This is a genomic window from Ancylomarina sp. 16SWW S1-10-2 (assembly GCF_009669305.1).
Taxonomy (GTDB): domain Bacteria; phylum Bacteroidota; class Bacteroidia; order Bacteroidales; family Marinifilaceae; genus Ancylomarina.
Genome location: NZ_SADB01000019.1, coordinates 52,739 through 66,262 on the forward strand (window position 1 = coordinate 52,739; position 13,524 = coordinate 66,262).

The window sequence follows — 13,524 nt, forward strand, 5'->3', positions numbered from 1 at the left end:
TTATCTTTTTGTACATACGACCTGATTTTCGTATTTCAAATTTATTTTTTTGTATTTATTCCAACCTACTGTTGAAAATCCATCTTTGTATAACGCATATAGCTTCAAGAACTTCCTTTCGTAGTTGTCAATTTTTCCCATTTCAATTTTTTGACCACCAACTCTAGGAATTAAAATATATTCATTATTCGAATCTACATAGATTTGATTGATTTGAGAAGACCAAAATTCATCTTTTGTGATAAAATTGATTAATGGCATGAGATCTGATTCAATCGTTTTGTCTTTTATGTGACCAGAAACGACTAAAACCCTTGATGTATAGTTCGAAGAGAGTGGCATTTGTTTGCCCTCTTCATCAATATAAAAGCCTTTCCCTTTTAGTATTCGAACAATAGGTTTTCGTTGTTCGATATTGAGATGTAAACATCCTTTTAGGGTGGTATAAATTTCTGTGTTTTTTACAAATGGAATTTTATTAATTGTGTGTTCTAAATGTTCTTTATTAATTTTTATAGCTTGTGTTCCTATTATGTTTGGGTGATTTTTTAATACGAGATTTTTGATTTCAGAGTCGCATATAAAACGTGTGTTCAGACTGTCAATAATATCGATATCAATACCTGTAATCATTATGGCATCACTTTTCCTATTCACAAAAGCGAATGTGAAAATGAGGTAGGCTAATAAAGCCAAAGTGACTAATATGGGTTTGATTTTTTTTAGCATTTTATTCTCTGATTCAAAACCTGTTCTATGGGTTCAACTAGCTTGTCTATATCGCCTGCTCCCAAAGTTAATAAGACTTCTATTTCGCTCTGTTCAATTCGTTTAATTAATTCATTTTTTGTGCATAGTAAACCTTTTTTCTTCATCTTGCTAAGAATTAGGTTTGAGTCAACACCCTTTATTGGAAGTTCTCTGGCAGGGTAAATGTCGAGTAATATAAGTTCATCCAATAGGTCTAAACTTTTTGCAAAATCATCTGCAAAATCACGTGTTCTAGTGAAAAGATGAGGTTGAAAAATCCCCGTTATTTTTTTATCGGGATAGATAGCTCTAACTGATGAAATACTTTCCCAAAGCTCCTTAGGATGATGTGCATAATCATCAATAAAAACTAAGTTGTCGCTCTTAATTCTATAATCGAATCTACGTCTAACACCCAAAAAGTTATTTAATGCTAAGCGAAGTTCATTTTCGCTAATGCCACAAATTAATGCTACCGCACTTGCAGCAACAGCATTCTCAACATTTATTCGACCAGGGTACGATAGTTTTAACCCTTTAATACAACCCTTAGGATGTACCAAGTCGAATTGATATAAACCCTTCTCGAGTTTTAAATTTTTTGCATAAAAATCAGCTTCTTCCTCTAATGAATAAGAATGAAGGTTGATTTCTTTGGGGTTTAATGGTAAACCTTTTTTATAGACTAAATGGCCATCTTTTTTGATTTGTCCTACGTAATTTTGAAAGGTTTTTTCCAACTCTTCCTTTTTGCCATAAATATCCAAATGATCGGCATCCATTGACGTGACAACGGCTACTTGTGGATGAAGTTGTAAAAATGATCGATCAAATTCATCTGCCTCTATAACTACCCATTTACTTTTTTTAGATAAAAGTAGATTTGTGTTGTAATTTCTTGCAATACCACCCAAAAAGGCATTACACTCGTGTGTTGAATTTTTAAAGATATGAGCTGTTAAACTCGATACTGTTGTTTTTCCATGTGTCCCAGCAATTCCAATTCCGTTTAGAGGATCAGATAATAAGCCAAGAACTTGCGCTCTTTTCATTAGAGCGAACTCTTCAATCTTGAAAAATGATAATTGTTTGTGACTTGATGGGATTGCAGGTGTGTAAACAACTAAAGTTTCTTCTTTATTGAGATAGATTTCAGGAATTTGATCAAGGTCATCGCTGAAAATTATATCAATTCCTTCTTTTTCTAATTCCCCTGTTAGTAGGGTTTGTGTTCTGTCGTAGCCAAATACATTTTTCCCAATAGCCTTGAAATAACGTGCAATCGCACTCATTCCAATCCCTCCAATTCCTACAAAATAGATATTTTTAAAATTCTCTATATTCATTGTTTTCTGGCTCTATATAAGTTCGTTTAAGTTTATGAGACCTAAATTTAGTGCTTAATCATTTTTAATATTTCATCTGCAATTTCGTCTGCAGCATTTGGTTTTGCTAGTAAGGCAATATGCTTTCTAAGGTTTTCTAGCTCAGATTCGTTATTTATTAACAATAAAGCCTCATTAACTAATTTCTCCCTTGAATCAGCATCAGAAATCATTATGGCAGCTTTTTGATTAACTAAAGCCATTGCATTCTTAGTTTGATGATCTTCGGAAACATTGGGCGAAGGAACCAGAATACAGGCTTTCTTTACCAAACAAAGCTCAGATATAGTTCCAGCACCTGCTCTTGAAATAACAAGATCGGCTGCTGCATAGGCTAAATCCATTCGAGATAAAAAGGCAGACATTTGAACGTTTTCAATATTCGCTTTAGCAAGTTTTTCTTCCATCTCTTTATGGTAAAATTTACCACATTGCCATATTACTTGAATAGACTTGTTTTTAAATGCTTCAATATTTTCAATAATACTGTTATTTATGGTTCTAGCACCCAAGCTACCACCAACAACCAGCAAAGTCTTTTTGTTTGGATCAAGATTGAAAAATTGTTGAGCATTCAATCTTAAATTTTCCAGATTAACTAAATCTTTTCTTACAGGATTTCCTGTCATCAATATCTTCTCTGATGGGAAAAATTTTTCCATTCCTTGATATGCAACACAAATTTTATTTGCCTTTTTTGCTAATAATTTATTGGTGATTCCAGCGTATGAATTCTGTTCTTGAATTAACGAAGGAATTCCCATTTTATTGGCTGAATGTAATAAGGGACCACTTGCGTAACCACCTACACCAACTACAGCATCGGGTTTAAATTCTTTTATAATTTTCTTAGCCTTGCGAAGGCTTTTAAATAATCGAGAGAAAAATTTAAGATTCTCTTTGCTAAAATTTCTTTGTAGACCTCTAATTGGAAGTCCGATAATTTTGTAACCAGCAGCAGGAACTTTTTCCATTTCCATTTTACCATCAGCTCCAACAAATAAAATCTCTATATCGCTACGTTTCGCTTTTAAGGCATTTGCAATAGAAATTGCTGGAAAAATATGTCCTCCAGTTCCACCTCCGCTAACTATTATTTTAATTTTCTGCATGGTTTTGTTCTTCTTGTTCTTTGACTTCTCGACTAACACTTAAAATCATTCCTAGAGCTGCACTTGTAAATATGAGGGAGGTGCCTCCCATGCTGACTAGTGGTAGCGGTTGACCTGTTACTGGAATTAAATTGACAGAAACAGCCATATTGGTTAATGCTTGTGCGACTATACTTATGCTAAGCCCAATGACGAGAAAAGCGGGAAATGTTTTATCGCATTTCTGGACAATGGCACCTGCTCTATATATTAGGAATAAATAGAGAATTAAAATACCAAATCCTCCTATCCAACCCCATTCTTCGAGAATGATGGCGTATATAAAATCGGAGTAAGGATGAGGTAAGAAATTTCGTTGATTACTATTCCCTGGTCCTTTTCCAAAAATTCCTCCTGATACGACGGCTATTTTAGCTTGATCGACTTGATAGTTACGATCATTGTCTGTTTTTTTATCGCCTATACCAGCGAAATTTAAAATTCGATGTCTTACGGTGTGTATTCGTCCAAAACTATCGGGTAAGAAAGGTGCCAATATGAGTAATATGACTATAAGTACTAAGCCAGCTCCCATTGTTCCCAAAAGATATTTTTTGGCTATTCGACCTATGTACATTAACATTAAACATACAACTCCTAAAAGTGCTGAAGTAGAAAAGTCATCTAAAAAGATGAGACCACAAACAACACCTATTGCAGCCATTATTTTCCAAAAGGCTTCGTTTTCACATTCTTTATCTGCTTGGAATTTTGAAAGTATCCGGGAGACAAATAGGATTAGGGCTAGTTTAGCTAGTTCTGATGGTTGAAAGTTAAAACCAATTACGGGAATTGTAATCCATCGTGATGCCTGGTTAAGATTTACTCCAGCAAATTTTGCCAACAGTAACATGCCAATGGCGACGAATAAACCCATATTTGCCCAAATATTATAATATTTGTAGGGTATGATATGAGTTACCCAAATGACAACGTAACAAAAAAGTAGAAGGCCAAATTGTTTCATGAAAAAAAAGGACGTATTCCCTCCTCTAACCTTATATGCTAAGGTTCCAGTAGAGCTGTAAACTACCAATAGCGAAATGATGGAAAGTAAAAAGATAATGATCCAGATCACCTTATCGCCATGTAATTTAAATTTTCTAATAATTTGTCCCATTTTAGTCAACTATAATTTTTGCACTTCTTCCTTAAATTGATCGCCTCTGTCTTCGTAATTTTTGAATAAATCGAAACTTGCACATGCAGGAGATAACAAAACTGTAGCCTCGTCGTTTGCCAATTCATAAGCTTTTTTCACGGCATCGTGCATCGATTTTGTATCTACTATAGTGTCGATAACACCATCAAAAGCTTTGTGAATTTTTGAATTATCGACACCCAAACATACAATAGCAATCACTTTTTCTTTAACCAAGTCCATTAACTCGGAATAGTCATTCCCTTTGTCAGTACCACCAACAATCCAAACCGTTTCGTTGGTCATACTCTCTAGAGCATACCAGGTTGAATTGATGTTTGTAGCTTTGGAATCATTAAAAAAGTCTATTTCACAGATACTTGGTACTTTTTCAAGACGATGTTCAACACCTTCAAAATCGCTTAAACTTTCTCTTATAATTTCTTTATGAATACCAAGAATGCTTCCTGCAATTCCTGCGGCCATAGAATTGTAAGTGTTGTGTTTCCCCTTTAAGGATAGTTCATTTTGTTTCATATTAAGATCGATGTTTTCATTCTTAATAAGTAGTTCATCATTTTTTAAACTAGCACCCTTTGGTAAACATTCATAAATACTAAATGGATGCTTTTGAACTTGAATTGATATTTGATTCAACTCTTTCCTTATAATTTCGTCATCTTGACAGAAAATAAAGGCATCATTTTCAGTTTGATTCTGAATAATTCTGAATTTAGAATCGATATATTTTTCCATCTTATAATCGTAACGATCAAGATGGTCAGGCGTAATATTCATTAAAATGGCGATATTAGCTTTGAATTGCTTCATGCCATCCAATTGGAAACTGCTTAATTCAACCACGTAATGACTATGATTCTTCTCTGCCACCTGGCGTGCTAAACTGTGACCAATATTCCCAGCTAACCCAACATTTACACCTGCTTTTTTTAACATGTGATAAATAAGAAGTGCCGTTGTTGTTTTTCCGTTACTTCCCGTTATGCAAATCATCTTTGCATCTGAATAACGACCAGCAAACTCAATTTCTGAGATGACAGGAATATTTAAATCGTTTAATTTTTTTATAAGAGGAATTGTATCTGGAATCCCCGGGCTTTTTATAACCTCAATAGCTTCTAAAATACGTTCCTCACTATGTTTCCCTTCTTCAAAAGGAATATGGTATTCGTTTAGAATTTTACTGTAGCCAGGAGTGATTTGTCCCTTGTCTGAAACAAATACCTTGAAGCCTTTGCTTTTGGCTAATATAGCCGCACCAACGCCACTTTCTCCAGCACCTAAAATAGCTATCGTTTTTTGACTAGTCATTTATCTAATTTTAAGAGTCACAATAGTGATTACTGCCAAAAGAATACCAATAATCCAAAATCGAGTTACAATTTTTGGTTCAGGATATCCCTTTAATTGATAATGATGGTGAAGAGGTGCCATTTTAAATATTCGACGACCTACACCATATTTTTTTCTTGTGTATTTAAACCACGAAACTTGCATCATTACAGAGAGGTTCTCGACTAAGAAAATCCCGCATAATATTGGTATTAACAGCTCTTTATGAATGATGATTGCTATAACGGCAATAATTCCACCCAAAGAAAGACTCCCTGTGTCACCCATAAAAACTTGAGCAGGGTAGGAATTGTACCAAAGGAAACCAATTGTAGATCCTATAAAGGCAGCAATATATACAACGAGCTCACCAGACTGAGGGATATACATGATATTTAGATAACTGGCATAAACCAAGTGACCTGATAAGTAAGCCAAAATACCGAGTGTTGCTCCAATTATGGCCGATGTTCCTGTGGCTAGCCCGTCTAAACCGTCAGTCATATTTGCACCATTAGAAACAGCTGTTACAATAAATATGGTAATTATAATAAAGAGAATCCAAGCAAGAATTCCTGAGTATTGACCACCCCAACGAACTAAATCCTCATAATCGAACTCATTATTTTTAAAGAATGGGATAGTCGTCTTGGTTGATTTTACATCTGTTGTCATAGCCGTTGAATGAGCACTATCCGTTGTAAAACCTTCATCAACAATTTCTGTCTGAGTTCCAATGTCATAAATACTTGCTTTTTCACGAATTACAACATCATCATTCATATATAAAGTAAGACCAACGATTAAACCTAAACCAACTTGGCCTGCAATTTTAAATCGCCCTTTTAAGCCCTCTTTGTCCTTTTTAAAAACTTTAATATAATCATCAATAAAGCCTATTAAACCTAGCCATACAGTAGTGATTAGCATAAGAATAATATAAACGTTATCGAGTTTAGCGAATAACAAAACAGGTACAAGAATAGAAATTAGAATAATCAAACCACCCATAGTCGGTGTTCCTTTTTTCTCCATTTGTCCTGCAAGACCAAGGTCTCTTACGATTTCACCAATTTGTTGCTTTTGCAGATAGTAAATGATTTTTTTACCAAAAACAGTTGCTATAAATAGTGATGTTATAATGCTTAACGAAGCACGAAATGAGATATAATTAAACATTCCAGCTCCAGGAAAATCTAATTCGTGTAGGTACTTAAATAAATAGTATAACATACTTATTGATTGAATATTTCGTTTATAATTTCTTTGTCGTCGAAATGGTGTTTAACGCCATTAATTTCCTGATAATCTTCATGTCCTTTTCCAGCCACAAGAATAATATCGTCTTTTTTTGCAAGCATAATAGCTGTACGAATAGCTTCTTTTCTATTGGTAATAGCTAGAATCTTGTTTAGGTTTTCAGCAGCAATACCTTCTCTCATTTCAGTGATAATGGTATCAGGATCTTCCGATCTAGGATTGTCTGATGTTAAAATAACTTTGTCGCTATATTCGGCACTAACTTTACCCATTAGTGGTCGTTTGGTTTTGTCTCTATTTCCACCAGCACCAACAACAGTTATTACTGTTTCTTTTCTAGTTCGAAGTTGATCGATAGTTGAGAGAACATTTTTTAGTGCATCAGGCGTATGAGCATAATCCACAATTGCCATTACACCATTTGGGGAAATTATGCTTTCGAAACGACCGGCTACAGATTTCAATTCGCTCATTTTTGTGAGAATCTCATCTCTAGATTGGTCTAAAAGTCTAGCCGTTGCATATACTGATAAAAGGTTGTGAGCATTGAACTCACCAATGAAATTTGTCCACAGCTCAACACCATCCATCTCTAAGAGCATACCATTAAAATGTTTTTCAAGTATTTGGCAACGGTAATCGGCAAAAGCTCTTGTGGAATAGTTGAATTTGTGTGCTTTGGTATTTTGAAGCATTATTTTACCATTCTTATCGTCTGCATTGGTAATAGCAAATGATGTTTTACCCAATTGATCGAAAAAAGCTTTTTTAGCTCTTAGGTAAGCATCAAATGTTTTGTGATAATCAAGATGATCGTGTGTTAGGTTTGTGAAAATCCCACCTTTAAAATTTAAAGCTCCAGTTCTATGTTGATCTATAGCGTGAGAGCTTACCTCCATAAAACAATAATCACAACCTTCTTCAATCATTTCGCTTAAAAGTTTCGAAATTTGAATAGCATCAGGCGTTGTGTGTGTGGCTTTAACTTTTTTGTTGTCGATATAATTTGTTACCGTAGAAAGTAAGCCGACTTTATAACCCAGTTTTTTGAAAAGTTGATAAAGTAAGCTGGCAATTGTTGTTTTCCCATTAGTACCTGTAACACCTACAAGCTTTATATTATCTGATGGACAATTGTAATAATTATGAGCTATGGTAGAAAGTGCTTTTGACGTATTTTCTACTTTAATATAGGTGACGTTTGGATTTATATTTTCTGGTAGACGCTCGCATAAAATGGCTTTAGCGCCTTGTTCTATTGCTTTAGGTATAAAATCATGACCATCGGATTGTGTGCCTACCTGAGCAATGAAAAAATCACCTTCCTTTACTTTGCGTGAATCGAAATGTAGTTCGTTAATCTCAATATTGAGCTCGCCTACATTTTCTATTATATCGATGGATTTTAATAAATCCTTTATGTTTTTAATCATCTTGATTATCTTTTAGATATGATATCGGTCTATTGTATTTTTTAGGATAACTCTATTCTAATTCGATTGCCTGATCGAAATCTTGTACCCGGACGAATTGACTGTTTTGTTACCGACCCAAAACCGCTGGTTATGACTTTTAATCCTGCATTTTCTAATATATATAGAGCATCTTCCAATCCCATTCCTTTTACGTTTGGAACTAAATTGTTGGTTACTGTTCTGTTTTTGTATCTGATGATTGAGTCTTGACGCGATGTTAACACCCAATCGCTATAAATTTCACGGTCATCAGTTGGCACTTCAAGCTCTTTAAATACCTTATCCAAGTCTTCTTTATTACCATTTAATGAAATGGGCACTTTTACTTCAAGAGCCTGTTCATCTTGTTTTGGAGGATGCATGGCATAAGTCATTGCGTAAACCTTGTCTGCAATTGTTTTGAAAACAGGGCCAGCAACTTGATTGCCATAAAAGCCTTTCGTCTTATCAGGACTGTTAATAACTACGATGCATGAGTACTTTGGATTATCAGCAGGAAAATAACCGACAAATGAAGCTTGATAAACTTTAACACCGTAACCCTTATTTTTGTCAGCTATTTGAGCTGTTCCTGTTTTGCCTGCAATACTGTAGTTCGAATTCTTAAGATTTTTGGCTGTTCCTCTCAAAACAACGCCTTCGAGCATAGATTGTATTTTTCTCAAGGTTTCTCTAGAGCATAGGCTTCTTTTTAAGACTTCCGTATCAAAATCCTGTACTACATTTCCATGATATCTAATTTCTTTTACGAACATAGGTTTCATCATTTTGCCATTATTCGCAATAGCATTGTAAAAGCTTAATGTTTGTAAAGGTGTTTGCTGAACTTCGTAGCCAATCGACATCCATGGAAGCGAAATACCCGACCAACCTTCTTCTCCAGGGTATTTAATTTTGGGCTGACCTTCACCCTTAATATCTAATCCTAAGGTTTTGTTTAGTCTAAACTCGTATAAGCGATTAATAAAATCGCGAGGTTTATCTTTATAGTATTTATTAACTAGTTTTGAAACACCAACATTAGATGATTTTTCGAAGGCTTCTTGAACACTTATTGTACCAAGACCACCAAAGTGAGAATCACGCATATCGGAACGATAATATCGGTAGACACCATTCCCTGTCTCAATAGAGTCAGTGGGTTCTACATACCCATCTTCAAGCAAAGCCATTAATGAAGCGAGTTTGAATGTGGATCCTGGTTCTGTTGCTTCGCCAATAGCGTAGTTATAAATTTCTTCATAACTGTTAGATTTCTTGTCTATACCTAAGTTTGCAATGGCTTTTATGGCACCGGTTTTAACTTCCATCAATACGGCGGTTCCATGATCTGCATGATATTTTTGAAGCTGTTGTAAAAGGGCTGATTGTGCAACATCTTGAAAATTCACATCAATGGTTGTGATAATATCATTTCCATCTTTAGGGTCGGCTTGGTTGACAGCTAACCAGTTGCCAGCCATTTTTTGCATCATGGAAATACCATTCACACCCTTTAAGTCATTTTCGAATAAGCCTTCAAGTCCAACTTTACCTATTCGTTCGTGTCCCGTTCCTTTATTTAGATAACCAATTGTTCTACTAGCTAAGTTGATATGTGGCTGAACTCTTTTACTTTCTTGTAAACAGATTAAACCGCCTTTATTGGGTGGTAATCGGAAAAGGGGAAACGTTTTTATTTGTTTTAGTTCGTTATAATTTATCTTTCGGCGATTAATTAAAACGTACCTATTCTTTTTAGAATGAAATTTGGCGTTCCAGAGTCTCCTGTGATAACTCGATTTGCTTTTATCTCCAAAGAATTTAGATAAACAAAGAGCTAATGAATCAACGTTTTTCTTGAAAACTTTATCGGTTAAACCTGGAGCCTGAAAATCCATTCGTAACTCGTAGTAGGGTATAGAACTTGCTAATAATCGACCATCAGCAGCACATATATCTCCTCTATTAGCATAAACGGTAATATCTTTTTTGCTGATAGATTGCGCACGACCTCTCCATTCGTCCCCTTCGAAAACTTGTAGATAAACCACTCGGCTTACCACACAGAATGCGAAAAGTACAATTAGAGCATAGCAGATGCCCACTCGCAACATGATGTCGTTTTTTATTTGCACAATATTACTCTTCTAAATATATTTTTATTGGAGGTTCGGTTGATTCAACTAAATCAAGACCTTCTTTATTTACTCTTTTTAAAACTTCCGACTGTTTACTCATATACATCAATGATGATGCTGTTGTTATGGATTCAAAGCGTAATTCTTTAAGTTCTTTTTCAAGATTCACCATGTCCTTATAGACCTGTTCTGATTGATATCGATTACTAATATAATAGATCAGGAGGCAAGCAATGAAAAGAATAAAAGGAATATGGTGTACAACCACATCCTTTGATAAAACATTACCCGAAATGATATCCTTAAGAGTGGCTGATGGGCTCTCTTTTATTTCTTCTTTCGGGCTAATGAAATCTTTATATTTTTTCTTGAATCCAAACATTTTGACCAATTTGAATGTTTCTAATTTGTTCTTGGTTGAGCAATTCTCAGCTTAGCACTTCGCGACCTGTTGTTTAATTCCAGTTCTTCTTCGCTAGGAAGAATCACTTTTCTGTTAACCGCCTGGAGTGGAGCATTGGTTCTTCCATAAAAATCTTTTTCAGCTCCACCAGCGAATTTTCCATCTCGAATAAAATTCTTCACCAATCTATCTTCAAGAGAATGGTATGTGATAACGGCTAATCTACCATCAGGTTTTAATGCCTCGGGAATTTGATTAAGCATATCTTTCAAAGCATCCATCTCTGCATTAACTTCGATACGTATGGCTTGAAAAACTTGAGCCCAATATCTATGTTCTTTAAATTTTGGAGTACATGGCAGAATAACTTCTTTTAACTGTTGAATTGTTTTGTATTCGTTGTTTTCACGATGCGCAAGAATTAATCGAACTAATTTCCCTGGGTTTTTAACTTCGCCATAGTATTTAAATACTCTAAATAATTCATCAGAAGAATAAGTGTTTAAAAGATCGGCAGCGTTGAAATCGGCACTTTGGTTCATTCTCATGTCCAAATCACCATCAAAACGGAATGAGAAGCCACGTTCTGCAACATCAAATTCGTGAGACGATACACCTAGGTCAGCAAATATGCCATCAACTTTTTCGTGTCCAATATATTTCAGAAAATTCTTGAAATATCTGAAATTGTGACGTATAAAAATAAAGCGTTCATCATCAATTTTGTTTTTCTCAGCATCAACATCCTGATCAAAGCCTATAAGTTTGCCAGTTGTAAGATGTTTAATTATTTCTCTTGAATGCCCTCCACCTCCAAAGGTTAAATCGACATATATACCATCCGGCTTAATGTTTAAAGCTTCAATGCTTTCGTTTAAAAGTACAGGTACGTGATATGATGTCATGATATGATGATATTACAGTATTTGAAAATAGATTTTATCTGATATTATAGCCTATAAAGCCATGTTGTCTCCCAATATGTCGTTTGCCAATTGGTTGAACTCGTCTTGGCCTATTGCGGAGTCATTGTATTTTTTAGTATCCCATATTTCAATTTTGCCATCTTGACCAACAAGCGTTAACCCGTTGGATAAACTGGTGTCTGAGAAAATTTTTTTCGGGATTAAAATTCGACCATTACCATCGATGTGCATTTCAGCTGTTCCTCTATAAAATTCTCTTAAAAAAGTAGCGTGCTTCCGATTAAATGGGTTTAGTTGACTCCGAACCAATGTTAATTGCCTGTCCCATTCCGAAGAAGGAAATAGATCTAAACAGTCTTCGTATAGGTTTTTTCGCAGAACAAACCTATCTTCGGAAGAAGCTGCGAGCAACTTTCGAAAGGCAGAGGGAAGGAGTACTCGTCCCTTTGCGTCTAGTTTGCATGGATAATCACCTATGAATGTTAGCATTGACAATAATGGTTTATAAATGTAAAAGTAAGAAATTTCCGAACCACTTTCAACCACTTTGTCCCACTTTAGTGATATTGTTGAAAACTTTTTGTCAAGAGGTTTTTATTTACCTTTGATTATGCTTGCTAGGTGGGCTATGTATTTGGTTTTATATAACTTAGTTTTGATGATTTATTAAGGCTTAGTGTTAGTTTTTGGGTGAGCTTAGTAGCATTGAATTTTATATTAATTATGAATGATGATAGCTTTCTACTTTTGTTATTTTTATTCATTAAAAATAATTCTGGCAAATAAAAATGCTATTTTGTTGAAATACGAGATTTAAAACAGCTTAAATTATTTAAGGAGAATGATGTTGTCGCAGAAATGACTGCCAATTTTATAATGAACTGAAATCTGATTGTGGAAAAATGTCCTCTATGTTGTTCCGAAAATACGTCGTTTTATTTCGAAGGAGAATTTCGTAAATATTATTCTTGTTCAGTTTGTGGGCTTGTTTTTGTTCCGCAAGTGTTTTTCATAACATTCGAAGCTGAAAAGGCTGAATATGATCAGCATACGAATGCGCCAAATGATTTGGTGTATCAAGATTATTTGAAACAGATTATGAATCCTGTGCTTGATAGAATAGCTGCAGGAGCTTGTGGTTTAGATTTCGGGAGTGGTCCTGGTCCAACTTTATCAAAGATGTTTGAGTCTCGTGGTTTTCAAACAGATATTTACGATCCTTTTTATGCTCCTAACCAAGAGGCTTTTCAAAATACTTACGATTTTATAACCGTTTGCGAAGTGGTTGAACATTTTCATAAACCCCAAATGGAGCTCGATCGGTTGTTTGGTTTGTTGAAACCCAATGGCGTTTTGGCTATAAAAACTCAGTTTTTACCTCCCAAAATTAAATTTCCGAATTGGTACTACAAGAGGGAACCAAGTCATGTTTGTTTTTTCTCGGAGAAATGTTTTAAATATTTGGCAGAAAAATGGAATTCAAAGTTAACTTATATTAATCCTAATATTGTTGTTTTTGTTAAGCCTTAAGTATGGTGAGACGTAATAGATAAGTCATCC

At 34.8% G+C, this 13,524-nt stretch carries 12 protein-coding genes; 1 reads left to right on the forward strand and 11 read right to left on the reverse strand.

All coding sequences use genetic code 11. The annotated features are described in order from the left end of the window. Genes EMN46_RS14750 through EMN46_RS14800 form a run of 11 tightly spaced genes read right to left on the reverse strand, consistent with a single transcriptional unit; the run spans nt 1 to nt 12,453 of the window. Nucleotides 1–729 (reverse strand): cell division protein FtsQ/DivIB, encoded by a 729-nt coding sequence (locus tag EMN46_RS14750; protein WP_154201585.1) that lies wholly within the window; start codon nt 727–729, stop codon nt 1–3. Continuing rightward, nucleotides 723–2,096 (reverse strand): UDP-N-acetylmuramate--L-alanine ligase, encoded by a 1,374-nt coding sequence (gene murC, locus EMN46_RS14755; protein ID WP_154201586.1) that lies wholly within the window; start codon nt 2,094–2,096, stop codon nt 723–725. The genes EMN46_RS14750 and murC overlap by 7 nt, the downstream gene beginning before the upstream one ends. Nucleotides 2,097–2,143: 47 nt before the next feature. Further along, a complete protein-coding gene (murG, locus tag EMN46_RS14760) occupies nt 2,144–3,247 on the reverse strand; it encodes an undecaprenyldiphospho-muramoylpentapeptide beta-N-acetylglucosaminyltransferase (RefSeq protein ID WP_154201587.1) in 1,104 nt (367 codons plus the stop codon). Then, on the reverse strand, nt 3,234–4,406 hold the full coding sequence (locus EMN46_RS14765) for an FtsW/RodA/SpoVE family cell cycle protein (RefSeq protein ID WP_154201588.1): 1,173 nt from the start codon (nt 4,404–4,406) through the stop codon (nt 3,234–3,236). Before EMN46_RS14765 ends, murG begins: the two co-directional genes overlap by 14 nt. Before the next feature lie 9 nt (nt 4,407–4,415). Then, nucleotides 4,416–5,759 carry a UDP-N-acetylmuramoyl-L-alanine--D-glutamate ligase gene (gene murD, locus EMN46_RS14770; RefSeq protein WP_154201589.1) on the reverse strand — a complete coding sequence of 448 codons (1,344 nt, stop codon included), beginning with the start codon at nt 5,757–5,759 and terminating at the stop codon, nt 4,416–4,418. Further along, complete coding sequence (gene mraY, locus EMN46_RS14775) at nt 5,760–7,013, reverse strand: phospho-N-acetylmuramoyl-pentapeptide-transferase (protein WP_154201590.1); 1,254 nt, start codon at nt 7,011–7,013, stop codon at nt 5,760–5,762. It lies immediately after the preceding gene. Nucleotides 7,014–7,015: 2 nt separating this feature from the next. Next, nucleotides 7,016–8,473: a UDP-N-acetylmuramoyl-L-alanyl-D-glutamate--2,6-diaminopimelate ligase gene (locus tag EMN46_RS14780; protein WP_154201591.1), complete on the reverse strand. Its 1,458-nt coding sequence runs from the start codon at nt 8,471–8,473 to the stop codon at nt 7,016–7,018. A 41-nt stretch (nt 8,474–8,514) separates the two neighbouring features. Further along, on the reverse strand, nt 8,515–10,632 hold the full coding sequence (locus tag EMN46_RS14785; RefSeq protein ID WP_368667553.1) for a penicillin-binding transpeptidase domain-containing protein: 2,118 nt from the start codon (nt 10,630–10,632) through the stop codon (nt 8,515–8,517). 4 nt (nt 10,633–10,636) lie between these two features. After that, complete coding sequence (locus tag EMN46_RS14790) at nt 10,637–11,017, reverse strand: FtsL-like putative cell division protein (protein ID WP_154201593.1); 381 nt, start codon at nt 11,015–11,017, stop codon at nt 10,637–10,639. A gap of 20 nt (nt 11,018–11,037) precedes the next feature. Continuing rightward, entirely contained in the window at nt 11,038–11,943 is a 906-nt protein-coding gene (gene rsmH / locus EMN46_RS14795; RefSeq protein WP_154201594.1) for a 16S rRNA (cytosine(1402)-N(4))-methyltransferase RsmH, read from the reverse strand. A gap of 51 nt (nt 11,944–11,994) precedes the next feature. Further along, entirely contained in the window at nt 11,995–12,453 is a 459-nt protein-coding gene (locus EMN46_RS14800; protein ID WP_154201595.1) for a division/cell wall cluster transcriptional repressor MraZ, read from the reverse strand. Between the two features lie 405 nt (nt 12,454–12,858). On the opposite strand from EMN46_RS14800, the gene EMN46_RS14805 reads away from it, so the two are divergent. Then, nucleotides 12,859–13,494, forward strand: coding sequence for a class I SAM-dependent methyltransferase (locus EMN46_RS14805; protein WP_368667554.1), 636 nt, complete (start codon nt 12,859–12,861; stop codon nt 13,492–13,494). Nucleotides 13,495–13,524 lie beyond the last annotated feature (30 nt).

Excerpts from the sequence above, each read along its gene's own strand:
- murD (WP_154201589.1), bottom strand. The coding sequence starts at position 5,759 with ATGACTAGTCAAAAAACGATAGCTATTTTAGGTGCTGGAGAAAGTGGC.
- rsmH (WP_154201594.1), bottom strand. The coding sequence starts at position 11,943 with ATGACATCATATCACGTACCTGTACTTTTAAACGAAAGCATTGAAGCT.
- mraY (WP_154201590.1), bottom strand. The coding sequence starts at position 7,013 with ATGTTATACTATTTATTTAAGTACCTACACGAATTAGATTTTCCTGGA.
- EMN46_RS14765 (WP_154201588.1), bottom strand. The coding sequence starts at position 4,406 with ATGGGACAAATTATTAGAAAATTTAAATTACATGGCGATAAGGTGATC.
- murG (WP_154201587.1), bottom strand. The coding sequence starts at position 3,247 with ATGCAGAAAATTAAAATAATAGTTAGCGGAGGTGGAACTGGAGGACAT.
- EMN46_RS14800 (WP_154201595.1), bottom strand. The coding sequence starts at position 12,453 with ATGCTAACATTCATAGGTGATTATCCATGCAAACTAGACGCAAAGGGA.
- EMN46_RS14780 (WP_154201591.1), bottom strand. The coding sequence starts at position 8,473 with ATGATTAAAAACATAAAGGATTTATTAAAATCCATCGATATAATAGAA.
- EMN46_RS14750 (WP_154201585.1), bottom strand. The coding sequence starts at position 729 with ATGCTAAAAAAAATCAAACCCATATTAGTCACTTTGGCTTTATTAGCC.
- EMN46_RS14790 (WP_154201593.1), bottom strand. The coding sequence starts at position 11,017 with ATGTTTGGATTCAAGAAAAAATATAAAGATTTCATTAGCCCGAAAGAA.
- murC (WP_154201586.1), bottom strand. The coding sequence starts at position 2,096 with ATGAATATAGAGAATTTTAAAAATATCTATTTTGTAGGAATTGGAGGG.